This window comes from Peribacillus sp. TH27, from assembly GCF_016650915.1.
GTDB classification, from domain to species: domain Bacteria; phylum Bacillota; class Bacilli; order Bacillales; family DSM-1321; genus Peribacillus; species Peribacillus butanolivorans.
In genome coordinates this window covers 4,923,149-4,940,189 of the sequence record NZ_JAEKEV010000002.1, presented here as the reverse complement: position 1 = coordinate 4,940,189, position 17,041 = coordinate 4,923,149, and the positions used below count along the sequence as shown (strand labels likewise).

Genomic DNA, 17,041 nt, shown 5'->3' with positions numbered 1-17,041 from the left:
GTTTAAAGCAATTGTAAACATTAAGTAAATAATTGTTTATATATTGTAAAGGTAGTCAGAAAGTAATATGGTACTAATTAACAACAGTATCTTTTCCATTAATCACTCTCTTATTTTGTGCCCAGTGCCTGTTTACATGAGAGGGAAATTACTCCAACTCCAACTGAAGTGATTATAAGTCTTTTTCATATGTGGAAAGTGCAAAGGTCGAGGCAGAGCAATTTTACTTTATGACAAAAAAACACGCTTTCGGTTTTACCCAAAAACGTGTTTTATGACTTTTTATTCATTTTCCTGACTATTTCTTATTTCAGCCTGCTCTTTTTGAACGTCTTTACCATTCTCTACCTTCAACTCAGTCGTTTCTTCAGTCTTCCCTTTCTTAGCACGCTCTTTTTTCAGTTTGAAATAAGTATCCATAATCTCTTCGCCAATTTCTTTACTCATATTATGTCCCGAATGGCCCTGGTACGCCCACGGGACAACAACAGCAAAAGCAACTTCAGGGTTTTCAGCAGGTGCATAGCCGACCAACGTGATATTCATCGTATCTTGAGGTTCGCTATAATCCGCTCGGTTCGGACCATCATAGAACGCTTGCGCCGTCCCAGTTTTAGCCGCTACCGTATATGATTTATTCCCAAAGTAAGTATATGCTGTTCCGCCTTGTTCCATCGAAACTTTCTCGAAACCGCTCTGCACACGTTCTATCCATTCTTCCTTCATTTCAAGACGATTAAGGACAGTTGGTGAAACGTCTTCCGCAACAGGACCCAATTCCTCATTATTATCAACAGGATCACGGATTTCCTTAACCATATGCGGCTTCATACGATTTCCACCATTCGCAATGGCTGAAACATACTGCACAAGCTGCATCGGTGTGTACGTATCATACTGTCCGATTGCGAGGTCAAGCAGCTTACCTGGTGACGTTTCCGAACCTTTGAATCCACTCATTTCATTCGGTAGGTCAATCCCCGTACGGACACCCAAGCCAAACTGGGCAAATGAATTACGCATGGTTGAAAATGCGCTTGAACTTATATTTAATGGTTCGTTCGGAACATAATTTGCACCTGCAATATTAATCGCTGTCCTAAACATATAAACGTTCGAGGATACTTTTAAGGCGGTTAAATCATTAATATTCCCGAAGTTACTGTAAGAACCTTTAGGCTTGGTACCTTTGATTTTCAACTTCGTATCATAAAAGTATGTACCCGGTTGGATAGCTCCTTGCTGATAACCTGTTAAAACGGTAGCACCTTTTACTGAGGAGCCCATCGTATAGGAAGTCGTAATATTCCCTAATGCAAAGTCCTCTATGGAAGATTTCCCTGTTTTTGAATCCTTCTCATATTTCTTACCAGCCATCGTTAAAATTTCCCCTGTATTAGGATCCATCATAACGACAAAAGCTCTATCCAAGAACTTAGTGTTGCCCATTCTTTTCTTGGCAATCAATTGCTTTTCAATGATTTCCTCTGTTGCAAGTTGTAAATCCATATCAACTGTCAATATAAGATCTTTTCCTCGCGAACCTTCTGTAATCACTTCGGAATCCACAATGTTCCCTGATTTATCGGTCACATTCCTTACCTTAGCTTTCTGTCCTTGAAGAATATCCTCATATTGCGCCTCAATATAACTCTTACCAACTCGGTCATTCCGACTATAATCACGTGCTAGATAATAGTTCAAACTCTCACTAGGCAATCCTTCTTCAGAGGAAGAGACCTTCCCTAACACAGACTTGAGTGTTTTATTATACGTATAGAAACGATCCCAATCCGTTGATACATCAACCCCAGGAAGCGAATCAAGGTGTTCACTCACCTTTGCAAATTCTTCCTTCGTTACTTTCTTGTTTTTCACAATTTGCGGAGTCAGAGCATATCCGCTTGCGAATTCTCTATAGATAGCAAGGACTTCCATTTCTTCTTTAGGAATCTCCATTTCTTTCTCAGTAATTCGATCAAGCTGAAGCTTATACAAATCACCTTCTTCAAGCTCGCCCTCTTCTACTTGTTTTCTCTCTTTATCCGTAATCTTTTTCTCGGCAAGCTCTGGATTATTTAAAATCCAAAAATCCTTTTTATCACGATCCGTCACTTTATCCGTTTCTTTATCAATCAACTTCGCAAGTTTCTCAGCCGTTTCGACCATTTCTTTTTGTTTCGTACCTTGCTTTCTTGTATATGTAATTGCATCCAGTGGTTGGTTGTCGACCATCAGTTTTAAATTACGGTCATACATTTTCCCACGGGGCACCGAATTATTCACGGTCACTTCCTCTGTTCTTTCAATCTCGCGCCGGTAATCATCACCATACACAATCTGTACAACACCCAAACGCAAAATTAAAGCAGAAAACAAAACAAATACTAAAAAGAAAAGAATATTCAATCTGAAAGGCACATGCGTCTTTTTCTTTTTCTTTTTATTCACACTAAGCCACACATCCTTTTTACATAGTCATAATAGTCCTATACCATTCTATAGAACATTTATATTTTTTTCTACCTTAGTGTTCTAGAAATATTAAACATCTAACGAACTTTACATAAAAAGTGACTTACGGCTCATAATTTCAAAAATCGTAAGTCTTAGATATTGAAAAGAGGCCTCAAAGGCCTCTTTTCAATTTTAGTCATTGATGTCGATTTTCCGCACAAACCAATAAATCATAGTATGCCCCGCCCCGACGATTAGCAGATATATTGGCAGGATCTGTTTTAGATCGAAAAACTTGACTGACAGAATAAATCCTAATATAGAAACGATTCTTCCAAAATGAACGAACAGCTCACGAACTACGATATATTCAATTCTCATTTCTGCGGCATTCCAAGCACGGCCTATAATATCATAAGTCAATGATATATACGGTACGAGTAGAATTGGGTAGGCGATTGCAACGATTGCCCCATAAATGAGAATCTTTCCAAATGTGATATCAAAAGCAATTAGCAAGATTCCTGCATACAACAGGATTCCCCCAACAAGAATTGCTTTTTTTCGCATCGGCTGTTTTATATATCGAGAAGCAACAAAATAAGCAATAAAAGATATAGCTGAATTTAAGAGCCCATAACTGCCCAAAGCAAGTTCACTATCCGTCTGAATAAAAACAATAATCGAAATGATAAACATGAATGTTCCTTCTCGTATCCCCTGAAAAAAGTGAGCACGAGTTATTAAAAGCCAATTGCGATTATTTTTTCGTTCCTCCATTATCCGTATGAAAAAGTATTTCCCATGAGCCGGACGCCTTTTTAATGAAAAGCTGAGAAACACTGCTATTGAAAACAAAAGTAACGATAATCCGAAAACAATAGAATAACCTGTGAATTTCTCGAGCCTCGAAATGATAAACCCTGAAAGAATGGGACCAATCATCCCTCCAAATGAAGATAAAATCCCTAAAAATCCATTGAAGAAGTCTCTTGTTTCTGGTTCCGTAATCTCAAAAGTCAACACATTATAAGCAAGCCAATAGAACCCATACCCAATCCCTAACAGTGCACCAAGTAGCCAAATGAAATCCGTGGCCCGTGTGCCGACCAAAAGAACTGATAAATAAAATAGGGCCAAAAAGATAACACCCAAACGCAGGACAATAATCCGGTCTACTTTTTTCGCTAATCTGCCAGCGAATACAAAGGTTAGCGGTTGAAAAAGCACCACGGTTAGATTATATACGGCAATATCAACAATTTGACCGGATTGTTTCCACAGATACACATTAACGAATGTATTGGATAAAGCGATACTGAGGCTGTACAGGCCGCCAATCAGCAAGAGGAGATGCAAATCCTTCTTCGCTCCCGCTTCACCCATCCATCTCTCTAAAATACCCATTGTTTTAACTCTCCTTTAAATTCCACTCTAGTGTTTGAAAAAACAAGGGTATTTATGTGGAAAAAAGTAAAGAAAACTCATCGATTGGCTAGCCTGTAAGGCGTAGACAGAGATGTAGTTGCCCTTACACTTGTTACCTTAACCCGTTACTTCCTCGAATTCCCTTCCCCACAACGGGTTATAAGAAGTGTAAAGAAAACTCATCGATTGGCTAGCCTGTAAGCCGTAGACAGAGATGTAGGTGCCCTTACACTTGTTACCTTAACCCGTTACTTCCTCGAATTTTCTTCCCCACAACGGGTTAGAGCAGTGTAAAGAAAACTCATCGATTGGCTAGCCCGTAAGGCGTAGACAGAGATAAACAAAAAACGGGAATCCCCGTAAAAGGGATTCCCGTCTTTTTAATTCCTACTAATTATTTAGCTGCGCTGTAACGTTTTGCAACTTCATCCCAGTTAACAACATTCCAGAAAGAATTGATGTATTCAGGACGACGGTTTTGGTAGTTTAGGTAGTAAGCATGCTCCCAAACATCCAATCCAAGAAGTGGAGTTTTACCTTCTGATAATGGGTTGTCTTGGTTCGGTGTGCTTGTTACTTCTAACTCACCGTTGTTTACAGCAAGCCATGCCCAGCCAGATCCAAAACGAGTAGTAGCCGCTTTAGCGAACTCTTCTTTAAAGCTGTCAAAGCTGCCAAATTTAGAAGTGATAGCATCAGCTAATTCACCAGTTGGTTGTCCGCCACCGTTTGGTGAAAGGATTTCCCAGAATAATGAGTGGTTAGCATGTCCACCACCATTGTTACGTACAGCTGTACGAACAGCTTCAGGTACTGCATCAAGATTAGCAACAATTTCTTCAACGCTTTTGCTTAGAAGTTCTTGGTTGCCTTCTAGAGCATTGTTCAAGTTAGTCACATACGTGTTGTGATGTTTAGTGTGGTGAATGTTCATTGTTTCTTTGTCGATGTGTGGTTCTAATGCGTCATATGCATACGGTAATTGTGGAAGTTCGAAAGCCATAATAAAATTCCTCCCTATGTAAGCTGTTTTTTTGAGGGCTCTAGTTCTCTTAAGATACCTAAAGCTCGCTAGCAATAGAGTATCAAATTTTTGAAACGGTTTCAAACCTTATGCCTCATTTTTTCAATTCATTTCTATTTCCTATGAGAATACCACGAATAAAAAATACGCAATCATCAAAAGTTGGATGATACCTTTTGTAATCACACTGCTTATAAATCCGATAACGGAACCAAGGCCGATTTTAGATGCAGTAATAGGGTCTTTTTTATGGACTATGATTTCTGCCAGGAATGCGCCTATAAAAGGCCCGATTAATATCCCGACAAATGGTATCACAAATGGTCCGACAAGAAGCCCGATTGTACTGCCCCAAACCCCCGCTTTGGTCCCTCCATATTTTTTGACCCCGACCATGTTTGCGATATAATCTGCTGCGAATAAGAGAATGACAAATAAAATTTGGACTGTCCAAAAGAACCATCCAAAAGGTTCAAAGGAATAAAATAGCCCATATAACAAAATCCCCCCAAATATAAATAAAACGCTTGGAATAACTGGAAAAATCAATCCGACAAAGCCCACTATGAACATCAGGACTATAATTATCCAAAATATTGTATCCACAATTAAAACGCCCTTTCACATTTCATTTATAATTTGCCTCTATCTCTTCATAATTACCTGTTTACAGATATGTGAAACCATTGAAGTAGAATACAGGTTGTTTTATTTTTACCATGTAGTTAAAATTGGATAGGTATATTACAATAGATAGGTGCTGAAAACATTGAACATATTCAAACAACTATGGGTAAGCTTGTATTCACCTAAAGATATCGCTTCCTTTCAAAACCAAGGAATTGGAAAAACGATTCTATTTGTATTTTTATTAAGCCTTGTTGCCTTTCTCCCTTCAGCTTTTTACTTCGGTACAATGGTTGCGGATGGGATTGATGCGATGCACGAAACAGTATCTGAAGATTTGCCGGAATTTGAAATTAAAAATGGCACATTAACGTCTGAAAGTAGCGAGCCATTTATCTTGAATAAAAACGGATACCAAATTTTTGTAGACGGTTCAGGGACCTTGACCCCAGAAGATGTGGGCTCTAAAGCCGATGAGGCAATCGCCCTTTTAAAATCTGAGCTGGTTTTCGTTTCTGGTGGTAACGTTCAAACTTCTCCTTATTCCCTTTTAGAAGGAAATAATCAGGACATATCCATTTGGCTTGATTCAGTCGATTCTGTGCTGCCGATTATCCTTTCGCTACTGCTTCTCATATTATACCTGTTTACTGCTTGTGGAACATTCATTAAAGTGACAATTCTAGCCGCTTTTGGTCTTCTTTTCAAAAGCACTCTTGGTCGTTCGCTTGCTTATAGGCATCTATGGAGAATTGGTGCATACAGTATTACACTTTCCACTATTTTCTTTACCATCATGGACATCTTTAAGGCAAATGTTCCATTTGCTTCGCTCCTTAGCTGGTTTGTGACATTAATTATGATGTACTTATCGATTAAAGAAACATCAGCTGTTAAGGAATAATGAATTATATGCTAATGAATTGCAAAAACCCGCGCCGATAAGGCCCGGGTTTTTACTTTGGAAATATCACTGTTAAACAATCACTCAGTTGTTATTTATTAGGTTTATTAACCTTTAATCTTAATAATAGGGCAAAAAAAGATTGATCTGACGCCAAAGGAAATCCGCTACTTTCTTAACACCAATTCATATAAAAGGGCTTTTACACTACAAAATAAAAAGTCGTACAAGCAAGTACTAATTTTCATTTGAAAAATCTGCCCAATTTTAGGCATAATCTTTAAACCTTCCAAGTATATATGTATTAAAGACAAGCTTGGGAGGATGGAAAAATGAAACGGCTACTGCTTTTTATCTCATTCTGTTTCATTATATTTATTATTTATTTTGATTTAACAACAGGTACACTGCCGGATTCCCATCCATCAACCACTTCAGTCGAGCCATCTGTTCCGGCAAGTAAGCCTGTATCTGTCCCTTCAGTGGCTTACAATGAAATCACCATCAAACCTGGTGATACATTACTCTCCATCGTTGAAAAGGAAATCGGCGCATCAAACCAGCCGATTGAGACAATTATATCTGACTTTCAAGGACTGAACGAAGGGTTGAAGCCCGAACAAATGCAAATTGGCAAAACATATAAAATTCCTGTTTATAAATAACTATCAAAGGGTCCACGGTTTCAAAAAGCGCCTTAGACTTGTCGTAAAGCATCCAAATACACCAAAAACGGAATACTTTCTTGATACAAAAAAAGATAATACATCCTATTCCTTGTAAAGCGGTATGTACATTGATACAATATTTTAGAGAAATAAATTAAAAATCAAAACTGATTTTTTCCTAAAGGAGAGAATTCCACTTGAGTGAAATCATACATCGCACTAAGACGCGGCCAATTAAAGTCGGAAACTTAACAATTGGCGGCAATAATGAAGTTATTGTACAAAGCATGACTACAACAAAAACACATGATGTTGAAGCAACAGTTGCAGAAATTCTTCGTCTTGAAGAAGCTGGTTGCCAAATCGTACGTGTGGCCTGCCCAGATGAAAGAGCAGCTGATGCCATTCCTGAAATAAAAAAACGGATAAACATCCCACTTGTAGTTGATATTCATTTTGATTATAAGCTGGCTCTTAAAGCAATAGAAGGCGGAGCAGATAAAATCAGGATTAATCCTGGTAACATCGGACGACGTGAAAAAGTTGAAGCAGTTGTTAAAGCGGCGAAAGCAAAAGGAATTCCGATTCGTATTGGAGTCAATGCTGGTTCTCTCGAGAAGAAGATCCTCGATAAATATGGATACCCAACTGCCGATGGCATGGTTGAAAGTGCCTTACACCATATCAAGATCCTGGAAGATCACGATTTCCATGACATTATCGTTTCCATGAAGGCTTCTGATGTAAATTTAGCCATAGAAGCATATGAAAAAGCTTCAAAAGCATTCGATTATCCTCTACACCTGGGGATTACGGAATCAGGTACACTGTTCTCCGGAACTGTAAAAAGTGCTGCCGGACTAGGTGCCATCCTAAGCCAAGGTATCGGAAGCACGATGCGTGTTTCCTTAAGTGCTGATCCTGTCGAAGAGGTGAAAGTGGCAAGGGAGCTTCTAAAAGTATTTGGACTTGCTTCTAACATGGCTACTTTAATTTCTTGTCCTACATGTGGACGTATCGAAATTGATTTAATCTCAATCGCTAATGAGGTTGAAGAGTACATCCAGACGATTAAAGCACCAATTAAGGTATCTGTTCTAGGTTGTGCGGTAAACGGCCCTGGTGAAGCTCGTGAGGCGGATATCGGCATTGCTGGAGCACGTGGTGAAGGTTTACTGTTTAGAAAAGGACAAATCGTACGTAAAGTGCCTGAAGAAACGATGGTCGAGGAACTGAAAAAGGAAATTGACAAAATCGCTGAAGAGTACTATGAAAAACAAAGAGCAGAAGCTGCTGCTGCTGCAGCCTTAACTAAATAAAAAAAGTCCCGAATTTTATTTTCGGGACTTTTTTCTTTTTAAGCACTAAATTCAAATAAATATAACTCACCATTAGTCGATAAGCCATTAGAAAAGTGTTAAGCATAAAATTTGTACTGATTACAAACAAAAAAAGCGCCTTCAATGTCATGAAAACGACATCGAAGGCAAGCATATGCTCCTTTAAAAGAACGGCAGAATAAATATGCCGACAATGATGGAGACTGCACCAATAACTATGGCCCATGTACCCATTTTTGATCCTCGAACGCGAGCAAAAATACCGACAATTATCCCTAAAGCCCCTAAGATGAAGGGCATCATAAATAACGATATTATGGAGATGATTAAGGATATAACTCCAACAACGTTTCCTCTTGAAGTTATCCCTTCAGAATCAACCGACTCGTCATTATATCCTCTGCTTCGCTGAGGTGGTGTTGATATTTCGGCAGAAGTTTCTTCACGATAGCGGTTATCCGTCTTTACATTAGACTCCCGATTTTCATATCGCCTGTCATCTGCAGCTGTATCTTCATTATAATAACGCTCATGATGCTGATCATCTACAACTGCTGGTACACTTTCCTCTTTAGATCGCATCTCATCGTCAATACTGGAGTATTCATCTTTTTCCATTCGTGCATCCCTCACTTTCATTTGTAGGAGCATTTATAGTGTATGTACAATCTAAAGAAACTACCGTGAAAAAGGTTTCATGTCTTGGAAATAAATATGGTTTTTTTCCATTGCTAAGTTGGTATATGGTACACTATTACAAGTATTGAAAATGAGGAGAGATTCATCATGAAAAAACGTTTTGGCATTGATATAGATGGGACTGTTACAAGACCTGATACCATGGTCCCCTATTTAAATAAAGCTTTTCAACTGAATTTAGCTTATGAAGATATTACTGAGTATGACTTATTCCCTTTTGTAAATGTACCAAAAGAAGACTTCACCAAATGGTTCATAGAAACCGAGCCACTCATTTATTCCGAGTCTATATTGGCTGAGGGAGCAAAAGATATATTGGAAAAGTGGACAGACCAAGCTGACTTATATTTTATCAGTGCCAGAAGCAACCGCCTGCTAGATGTAACAAAGAATTGGTTTTCAACGAATAAGGTCATTTATAACCACCTAGAGTTGGTTGGTTCACACGATAAAGTTGCTACAGCCAAAAAATTTGCCGTCGATCTCTTTTTGGAAGACAAGCATGATAATGCGGTGGCCATTTCTGAAGAGTGCAAAATACCCGTAATTTTATTTAATACCCCTTATAACCAAGATCCTGTGCCCGATAGAGTGATACGAGTCAACAATTGGCAAGAAGCCTCTCACTGGGTGAATAATTGGATGGCAGAAAAGCCCCTTACTATAAAATAAAAAGAAAAACCATTGACTGAAGTCAATGGTTTTTTACGCTTCTACAAAAACACTACATGCAGGACAGCGTCCGTAAATTTCAAATTTATGTCCCGAAACATCATAGTCCTTCAAACTTTCCTGAAGTTCCTGCATCGGGCATAATTCGATTTCCTTCGTTTTACCGCAATTCAAACAGATGAAGTGGTGATGGTGTGAAGAATGTCCGCATGTAAAGCGAAAATGCTTTTCTCCTTCCAACTCGGTCGTCTCAAAGATTCCGAGTTCGACAAACAAGGAAAGATTACGGTAAATCGTATCGAAGCTTAAGCCTGGATATTCCTGTTTCATATTCTCCAACACATCTTTAGCGGTTAAATATTTATCACTGGAAGAAAAAAGCTGAAGCATTTCTTCTCTCTTTCCTGTATGTTTAAAGCCTTTATCTTTTAGTAATTGCATGGCAGTTGTTACGTTCAAAACATCACCCCATCTATCGATTTTTCCACTTATCAAACAAAATTGACAAGATGAGAATTAGCACTGCGATAATAACAATTGTCCCACCTGGAGCGAGATTAAGGTTGTATGATAAAAATAATCCGCCGACAACGGAAATTTCACCGAATAATACGGAATAAACAATCATCTGCTTAAAACCCTTCGCAAAGCGGAGGCTAGCTGCAACTGGTAGCGTCATGAGCGATGAGACTAGCAATATTCCAATAATTTTCATCGAAGCAGCAATGACCAATGCTACCATGACAATAAATATAAAGTGAATCGCTTTATAAGGTATTCCAGAAGCTTTAGCATGCTCTTCATCAAATGATAACAGAAATAGTTCTTTATACAATAGGGTAAGCATCAAGGAAACTACTATTCCCACTGCCAAAATGACATACAAATCTGAACGGCTGACTGCACTGACACTTCCGAATAAATAACCATATAAATCCGTATTGAAACCATCCGCAATTGAAATAAAAATTACACTCAGACCCATGCCACCGGACATAATGATTGGGATTGCAAGTTCTTGGTAATGCTTGTACACCCCTCTTAATTTTTCAATAAATAAAGAACCCCCTACTGAAAAAGCCATCCCTATATATAGCGGATTCAATCCAGCAAGTGATAGAAAGCTCTTTTGAAGCAATAAACTAAATGCTATTCCAGCAAGCGCTACATGACTAAGTGCATCGGAAATCATCGACATCCTTCTTACCACGACAAAAACGCCTACTAATGGCGCAAGCGCTCCGATGATGATTCCAGTCAAAAAAGCGTTCTGCAAAAATTCAAATTGCAATATCCCCGATATCATTGGGCTATCCTCCAAAACATTTTAATGATTATGATTTAACAGTTGGACGCCGTGCCCATAAATTGATGACAGTTCTCCCTCATCCAAATCATTATATTCACAGGCATCCCCATGAAAATGAAGCTTTTTATTCAAGCAGGCGACATGTGTGACTTTATCGGTCACCGTACCAACATCATGAGTGACTAAAATTAGGGTAATTCCTAATTTTTCATTTAACATTTCCAGCATTTCATAAAATTGGTGGACGTTCTTTGAATCCACTCCGACCGTAGGTTCATCCAGGATCATCAATTCCGGCTCACTGACAAGTGATCGGGCAATGAATACCCTCTGCTGCTGGCCCCCGGATAATTCACCGATATTGCGGCTCTGATAATCGAGCATGTCCACAGATTCCAAAGCTTTCTTTACCTTTTGCTTATCCTCTTTACTTGCAAATTTAAATAAACCGATTTTTTTGGTCAAACCGCTTTGAACCACTTCAAATACAGTTGCAGGGAATCCTGAGTTAAAGGAGTTCGCCTTTTGTGACACAAACCCGACCTTTTGCCAATCTTTAAAGCGTCGTATATCTTCCCCAAATATTTCAATTTTTCCTTTTTGGAGCTTAAATAAACCAAGTAGCAACTTCAAAAGCGTGGACTTACCGGATCCATTTGGTCCGACAATTGCTAAAAAAGCCCCTTTAGGGATTTCAAGCGAAACATGTTCCAACACTAGATCTTTTGTATATTTGTAAGATATATCTTCTAATTTAACAATGGGGTTTACTACATTATCCAAAGAGATCACCTTTTTTTTAAGAATCATTACGATTAACAATGGTTAGTATAAATCAAAGAAGTTCAGATGTAAAGAATCCGGCTCTCTAATCAAGAGCTTTTTCGCCCTGAAATACTAAAATTCATTATTTAAATCAATTTCTCGAGAATCAAACAAAGTTTCATGTTCACATACGTCTACCTTCTTCATATGTTTTAAAAAAGGAGGAGATCGTATGAAATTATTTGAAATGATGGTTAATCATAAAATTAACAATATACGACCCGATGAACTACTTTCCCTTGCGAGGCAGCACCAGGTTTCACTAACTCAAAAACAAGCACAAGATATCAGCGCACTTCTAAAAGGTAAAAACATTAACATTTTTGATATACGTCAAAGACAGAACGTTCTTGGTCAAATTACTAATGTTGCCGGAGCCAGCACAGCTAGGGAAATTGAAACCCTCTTCAACAATCTTACTTCCAATTTTTAAATAACTCTGCCGGCTGTCTGACTTAGTTACCTAGGCATTCGTCCACATTGTAAGTAAAATGAAAGGACGATTCATCGTTATTTCGATGAATCGCCCTTTCAACATTATTATTTTTGTAACATGATCTTTTCCAATAAATCTTCTTCGAATTGATTGTTCTTAAACATATCAATTTCAAATTTATAAGGTGCCTTTTTGTCTTTCTTGTCTTCTCCTACATAAGGTGTTTCCAGTATTTTCGGAACATCGCTTAATTGCGGATGATGGACAATATAATTCAACGCATTAAAACCAATATGGCCAAAACCAATATTTTCATGGCGGTCTTTACGCATACCGCGTTCGTTTTTGCTGTCGTTGATATGAAGGACCTTGATGCGGTCAATACCGACTAGTTTATCAAATTCATTTAGTACACCATCGAAATCCTCGATGATATTATATCCAGCATCATGAGTATGGCATGTATCGAAGCATACCGATAACTTATCATTATGGGTTACACCGTCGATGATCATCGCTAACTCCTCGAAAGAACGGCCACATTCAGTTCCTTTACCAGCCATCGTTTCAAGGGCAATTTGAACTTTATCATCGGCAGTGAGCACTTCGTTTAAGCCTTCGATGATTCTCTTGATTCCGAGTTCACTGCCTGCACCAACATGTGCACCTGGATGAAGAACAATCTGTCTTGCACCTAACGCTTCTGTCCGGTCGATTTCACTACGTAAAAAGTTGACTCCCAGCTCATATGTGGCTGGATTCGTCGTATTTCCGATGTTGATGATATAGGGGGCATGGACCACGATATCACTAATTCCATTTTCCTCCATATGCAATCTACCGGCTTCGATATTTAAATCCTCGATTTTTTTACGTCTTGTATTTTGAGGGGCTCCCGTATAGATCATGAATGTGTTGGAGCCATATAAAACCGCTTCTTGACTCGCAGCAAGAAGCATATTTTTCCCGCTCATTGAAACATGCGATCCAATCTTCAGCATCTAATTACTCCCTTATTATTTCTTTCTCTGTATACGACGTTCACGTTTTTTAAAGTTTTCCACATCACGTTGAATTTTCTTCTTGTAACCAGGCTTAACTTTAGTTGGCTTCTTAACATGCCTACTTGCTTTGACATCAATATCAGATTTTTGTTTCTTACGGTTTTTCCGTTTATTACGCTCGTCTATATTAATCCAATCGCCGTTTTGGATATCGGCATCATGAAATTCGATTCCCATTTTTTCAAGACGGTTCAATGAATCTTCATCAGATGTATCATAGATCGTTGCGGCGATACCTGAATATCCTGCACGAGCTGTTCTTCCTGTTCTATGGATATAAAAGTCCAAATCTGATGGCAATTCATAGTTAATGATATGGCTGACACCTTCAATATCGATTCCACGCGAAGCCAAATCTGTCGCAACAATAAATTGATATTCCAAATCTTTAATTTGCTTCATCATTTTTTTACGCTCACGCGGTGTTAAATCTCCGTGAATACGACCGACATTCAACCCTTTTTCAATCAAAGAATTAGCCACATGATCTGCCATTTTTTTGGTGTTTGTGAAAACAATCGCCAAATACGGATTATAACGAACAATGATATCATGCAGTAACTGCTCTCTGTTACGATGGCGGAGCGGAATTAAGACATGTTCAATTTTTGCAGCAGTCGCCTGTTTAGGGTTCACTTGAACATATTTCGGATTCTCCATATATTTATTCAAAAATGGCTTTAATTTTTCTGGTATAGTTGCCGAGAAAACAAGCATTTGAATTTTTTCAGCCATACGTGAAGCAAATAAATCGACATCTTCAAGGAATCCCATGTCAAGCATTAGGTCCGCTTCATCGACTACAAGCATTTTTGCTGTATACACTTGTAAGGCCTGAGCTTCAACCAAATCCTTAATCCTACCAGGAGTCCCAATAACCAGTTGTGGCTGTATCTTTAATTTATCAATCATTCGCTGTTTATCAGTACCACCGATAAAGCAACGGACTTGAATCTGCTCATCCTCTGGGAAATGGTCTGCAATTTTCAAAGCTTCTTTGTAGATTTGGTTCGCTAACTCACGGGTTGGTGCGGAAATAATCGCTTGAACTTCATTTTTACCAGCATCAAGCTTGTTCATAATTGGCAGCAAATAGGAATGTGTCTTACCCGTACCTGTCTGCGACTGTCCTATTAAGCTACTTCCCTTTAAAAGCGACGGAAGCACACGTTCTTGAATTTCCGTCGGCTTATCGAACCCTAAAGTACGAACCGCATCTAGAATGTAGCTTTTCAAATTAAATCGTTCAAATTGGTTTTGTTTCATCAAAAAACTCCTTTATCCTTGTCAGTCAATAGACATGTCCTATTATTATAATAAATTTTATACAAAAAGCGCAAGCGCCTTGGGTAGCTCGTGAAGAAAATAGAGATTGACCCATAAGGCGATTTTTGCCTTTTGAGGTCCATCATCTTTTTCACAACGAGCTAGGCGCTGAAGCTAGATTATACAAAAAGCGCAAGCGCCTTGGGTAGCTCGTGAAGAAAATAGGGATTGACCCATAAGGCGATTTTTGCCTTTTGAGGTCCATCATCTTTTTCACAACGAGCTAGGCGCTGAAGCTAAAAAAAAATAAAAAGCGCAAGCGCTTAGGTTAGTTCTCTTAAATGGACTCTTGCAAACGAAAAGCCCCTGTCCTGGCCATAGCGTATCCCCCGCAGACATGGAGCTAAAAGACTACCGTTACCATCTTACCTTCTTTCCGGTTACTTCACAACAGCCCAGTCATTCTTTCCTCAAACCTTTTTTGTTGAACTGCATAATTTATATAGAAGAAAACACCAGCATATAAACTTAGAGGAGGTGAAACCTATGTTCCCAGGTAGAAATCGGCCACCCGGACCCGGTTTTCAACCACCTAATGGAAGGCGAATGCCGCAGCCACCAGGCCCATTTAGAGGACCCCAGCAGCAAAATCCAAACGCTTTTCAACAGATGCGTCGACCTGTTGCACCAAATAGACCTCAACAAATACCTCAAGGTTTCCGTGGCCCATTCAATCAGCCACAGAGGCCGGAACAGCCACCTGCGAAGAAAGAAGGATTGTTATCAAGAATTCTGGGTAAGTCCAAACAGAATGCAGCTTCCCCAAACTTATTTGCGCCAGCTGCTTCTTCTACCAACCAAAATTCTTCAAGAAGTAGTGGAGGTGGGATTTTAGAGACATTAAAAAACCCTGATTCCCTGAACAATATGCTCAACAACACGCAAAAAGTGCTGCAGGCAGCCGAACAATTCACTCCAATGGTAGAGCAATATGGCCCAGTTATTAAAAACTTGCCGTCCATGTGGAAGGTTTTCCGAAGCATATCATCCAGTGATGATACAGTGAAATCAGAAGGTGAAAGTGAAGTTGAAACAAAAGCAAAAGATGTGTCACCAAATACCAATGAGATAAAGGAGGATACAACTAAACAAGAAACCGTTACCCCTGAAAAACCAATCTCTAAAGTTCGTCCTGAAACCACAAGGGTAAGGTCTTCTGGCCCTAAGCTTTATATTTAAAATTCGAAAAAGCTAATTTTAGGCAAATAGGATGTTTTGTAATATCATCTATGGTCTTATATAATAGAAAGGTATAAATAGTGAGAGTTTCTTGCCTTTGAAGGAGGACACATAGATGAAAGTGATTAAAATTTCCCCGCGCGGCTATTGTTATGGCGTTGTCGATGCCATGGTCATCGCCCGAAATGCGGCTTTAGATAAAACCTTGCCACGTCCTATATACATTTTAGGTATGATTGTTCATAACAAACATGTAACTGATGCTTTTGAAGAAGAAGGAATCATCACGTTAGATGGCAGTAACCGTAACGAGATCATCGAACAAGTGGACAGCGGAACCGTTATCTTTACTGCTCACGGTGTTTCCCCTGAAATTCGGAAGATTGCTGAGAAAAAAGGGCTTGTTACACTCGATGCTACTTGCCCTGATGTTACCGCAACACATGACTTAATACGGGAAAAAGAAGCTGAAGGGTATCAAATTATCTATATCGGCAAAAAAGGCCACCCTGAACCAGAGGGCGCAGTTGGAGTTGCCCCCGATGTCGTTCACCTGGTTCAAAAGGATGAAGATGTTGAAGCCTTAACTTTGAACAGTGAAAAGATTATTGTGACCAATCAAACCACCATGAGCCAATGGGACGTATTGGATATCATGGATAAGGTTAAAGAAAAGTTTCCACACGCTGAAGTCCATAAGGAAATCTGTTTAGCCACACAGGTACGTCAAGAAGCAGTTGCCCAGCAAGCTGGAGAAGCCGATGTTTTAATCGTTGTTGGTGATCCGAAAAGTAACAATTCTAATCGTCTTGCACAAGTATCCCAAGAAATTGCCAGCACAACCGCTTATCGCATTGCTGACATTTCCGAGCTGAACCTCGAGTGGCTAAAAGGTGCAGAAACCGTTGCTGTTACTTCTGGTGCTTCTACACCAACACCGATTACAAAAGAAGTTATTGCATTCATAGAGCAATATGACCCAAATAATGAAGAGACCTGGAATACGGAAAAGAAAACACCATTGCATAAAATTTTACCTAAAATTAAAGTAAAGAAATAAATTCTCAAAAAAAGGCAGCCATA

At 39.0% G+C, this 17,041-nt stretch carries 17 protein-coding genes; 7 read left to right on the top strand and 10 right to left on the bottom strand.

Annotated elements, in window-relative coordinates; genetic code table 11:
• Window positions 1–282: 282 nt before the first annotated feature.
• The 4 genes from JFU24_RS25180 to JFU24_RS25165 form a co-directional block, all read right to left on the bottom strand.
• Window positions 283–2,451, bottom strand: a complete 2,169-nt coding sequence (locus tag JFU24_RS25180; RefSeq protein ID WP_201185825.1) for a peptidoglycan D,D-transpeptidase FtsI family protein — start codon at window positions 2,449–2,451, stop codon at window positions 283–285.
• A 198-nt stretch (window positions 2,452–2,649) separates the two neighbouring features.
• Window positions 2,650–3,864 (bottom strand): MFS transporter, encoded by a 1,215-nt coding sequence (locus JFU24_RS25175; protein ID WP_201250666.1) that lies wholly within the window; start codon window positions 3,862–3,864, stop codon window positions 2,650–2,652.
• Window positions 3,865–4,279: 415 nt separating this feature from the next.
• The gene (gene sodA, locus JFU24_RS25170; protein ID WP_053346971.1) at window positions 4,280–4,888 is read right to left on the bottom strand and encodes a superoxide dismutase SodA; all 609 of its coding nucleotides are present in this window, start codon (window positions 4,886–4,888) and stop codon (window positions 4,280–4,282) included.
• A 141-nt stretch (window positions 4,889–5,029) separates the two neighbouring features.
• Window positions 5,030–5,515 carry a DUF456 domain-containing protein gene (locus tag JFU24_RS25165; RefSeq protein WP_056528682.1) on the bottom strand — a complete coding sequence of 162 codons (486 nt, stop codon included), beginning with the start codon at window positions 5,513–5,515 and terminating at the stop codon, window positions 5,030–5,032.
• Window positions 5,516–5,678: 163 nt separating this feature from the next.
• On the opposite strand from JFU24_RS25165, the gene JFU24_RS25160 reads away from it, so the two are divergent.
• The 3 genes from JFU24_RS25160 to ispG all read left to right on the top strand — a co-directional run bounded on the left by JFU24_RS25160 (window position 5,679) and on the right by ispG (window position 8,427).
• Window positions 5,679–6,440, top strand: coding sequence for a DUF1189 domain-containing protein (locus tag JFU24_RS25160; RefSeq protein WP_201185827.1), 762 nt, complete (start codon window positions 5,679–5,681; stop codon window positions 6,438–6,440).
• Between the two features lie 332 nt (window positions 6,441–6,772).
• Entirely contained in the window at window positions 6,773–7,105 is a 333-nt protein-coding gene (locus JFU24_RS25155) for a LysM peptidoglycan-binding domain-containing protein (protein ID WP_201185828.1), read from the top strand.
• Window positions 7,106–7,314: 209 nt separating this feature from the next.
• Entirely contained in the window at window positions 7,315–8,427 is a 1,113-nt protein-coding gene (ispG, locus tag JFU24_RS25150) for a flavodoxin-dependent (E)-4-hydroxy-3-methylbut-2-enyl-diphosphate synthase (RefSeq protein WP_201225126.1), read from the top strand.
• A 183-nt stretch (window positions 8,428–8,610) separates the two neighbouring features.
• On the opposite strand, the gene JFU24_RS25145 is transcribed toward ispG, so the two are convergent.
• Entirely contained in the window at window positions 8,611–9,066 is a 456-nt protein-coding gene (locus tag JFU24_RS25145; RefSeq protein WP_201185829.1) for a DUF308 domain-containing protein, read from the bottom strand.
• A gap of 168 nt (window positions 9,067–9,234) precedes the next feature.
• Here JFU24_RS25145 and JFU24_RS25140 point away from each other — a divergent pair, with 168 nt between their 5' ends.
• Window positions 9,235–9,819, top strand: a complete 585-nt coding sequence (locus tag JFU24_RS25140) for a 5' nucleotidase, NT5C type (protein WP_056528677.1) — start codon at window positions 9,235–9,237, stop codon at window positions 9,817–9,819.
• Window positions 9,820–9,852: 33 nt separating this feature from the next.
• On the opposite strand, the gene JFU24_RS25135 is transcribed toward JFU24_RS25140, so the two are convergent.
• From JFU24_RS25135 to JFU24_RS25125, 3 genes are read right to left on the bottom strand one after another with little or no spacing between them, the layout of a single operon-like run.
• On the bottom strand, window positions 9,853–10,278 hold the full coding sequence (locus tag JFU24_RS25135) for a Fur family transcriptional regulator (protein WP_201250665.1): 426 nt from the start codon (window positions 10,276–10,278) through the stop codon (window positions 9,853–9,855).
• A 13-nt stretch (window positions 10,279–10,291) separates the two neighbouring features.
• A complete protein-coding gene (locus JFU24_RS25130; RefSeq protein ID WP_053346978.1) occupies window positions 10,292–11,125 on the bottom strand; it encodes a metal ABC transporter permease in 834 nt (277 codons plus the stop codon).
• Between the two features lie 21 nt (window positions 11,126–11,146).
• On the bottom strand, window positions 11,147–11,911 hold the full coding sequence (locus tag JFU24_RS25125; RefSeq protein ID WP_116820721.1) for a metal ABC transporter ATP-binding protein: 765 nt from the start codon (window positions 11,909–11,911) through the stop codon (window positions 11,147–11,149).
• Between the two features lie 214 nt (window positions 11,912–12,125).
• Between JFU24_RS25125 and JFU24_RS25120 the strand changes: the two genes are divergently transcribed.
• Window positions 12,126–12,386, top strand: coding sequence for a DUF2624 family protein (locus JFU24_RS25120; RefSeq protein WP_053346980.1), 261 nt, complete (start codon window positions 12,126–12,128; stop codon window positions 12,384–12,386).
• Window positions 12,387–12,493: 107 nt separating this feature from the next.
• On the opposite strand, the gene JFU24_RS25115 is transcribed toward JFU24_RS25120, so the two are convergent.
• Both JFU24_RS25115 and JFU24_RS25110 read right to left on the bottom strand, forming a co-directional pair.
• Complete coding sequence (locus tag JFU24_RS25115) at window positions 12,494–13,390, bottom strand: deoxyribonuclease IV (RefSeq protein WP_098176713.1); 897 nt, start codon at window positions 13,388–13,390, stop codon at window positions 12,494–12,496.
• Between the two features lie 15 nt (window positions 13,391–13,405).
• Entirely contained in the window at window positions 13,406–14,719 is a 1,314-nt protein-coding gene (locus tag JFU24_RS25110) for a DEAD/DEAH box helicase (RefSeq protein ID WP_201185830.1), read from the bottom strand.
• A 546-nt stretch (window positions 14,720–15,265) separates the two neighbouring features.
• Between JFU24_RS25110 and vrrA the strand changes: the two genes are divergently transcribed.
• Both vrrA and JFU24_RS25100 read left to right on the top strand, forming a co-directional pair.
• On the top strand, window positions 15,266–15,958 hold the full coding sequence (gene vrrA / locus JFU24_RS25105) for a VrrA/YqfQ family protein (RefSeq protein ID WP_201185832.1): 693 nt from the start codon (window positions 15,266–15,268) through the stop codon (window positions 15,956–15,958).
• 115 nt (window positions 15,959–16,073) lie between these two features.
• On the top strand, window positions 16,074–17,018 hold the full coding sequence (locus tag JFU24_RS25100; RefSeq protein WP_201223637.1) for a 4-hydroxy-3-methylbut-2-enyl diphosphate reductase: 945 nt from the start codon (window positions 16,074–16,076) through the stop codon (window positions 17,016–17,018).
• Window positions 17,019–17,041: the final 23 nt, after the last annotated feature.

Coding starts and splice junctions, on each gene's coding strand:
- JFU24_RS25145 (WP_201185829.1), bottom strand. CDS start 9,066: ATGGAAAAAGATGAATACTCCAGTATTGACGATGAGATGCGATCTAAA.
- JFU24_RS25120 (WP_053346980.1), top strand. CDS start 12,126: ATGAAATTATTTGAAATGATGGTTAATCATAAAATTAACAATATACGA.
- JFU24_RS25110 (WP_201185830.1), bottom strand. CDS start 14,719: ATGAAACAAAACCAATTTGAACGATTTAATTTGAAAAGCTACATTCTA.
- JFU24_RS25155 (WP_201185828.1), top strand. CDS start 6,773: ATGAAACGGCTACTGCTTTTTATCTCATTCTGTTTCATTATATTTATT.
- sodA (WP_053346971.1), bottom strand. CDS start 4,888: ATGGCTTTCGAACTTCCACAATTACCGTATGCATATGACGCATTAGAA.
- JFU24_RS25100 (WP_201223637.1), top strand. CDS start 16,074: ATGAAAGTGATTAAAATTTCCCCGCGCGGCTATTGTTATGGCGTTGTC.
- JFU24_RS25115 (WP_098176713.1), bottom strand. CDS start 13,390: ATGCTGAAGATTGGATCGCATGTTTCAATGAGCGGGAAAAATATGCTT.
- vrrA (WP_201185832.1), top strand. CDS start 15,266: ATGTTCCCAGGTAGAAATCGGCCACCCGGACCCGGTTTTCAACCACCT.
- JFU24_RS25130 (WP_053346978.1), bottom strand. CDS start 11,125: ATGATATCGGGGATATTGCAATTTGAATTTTTGCAGAACGCTTTTTTG.
- JFU24_RS25140 (WP_056528677.1), top strand. CDS start 9,235: ATGAAAAAACGTTTTGGCATTGATATAGATGGGACTGTTACAAGACCT.
- JFU24_RS25175 (WP_201250666.1), bottom strand. CDS start 3,864: ATGGGTATTTTAGAGAGATGGATGGGTGAAGCGGGAGCGAAGAAGGAT.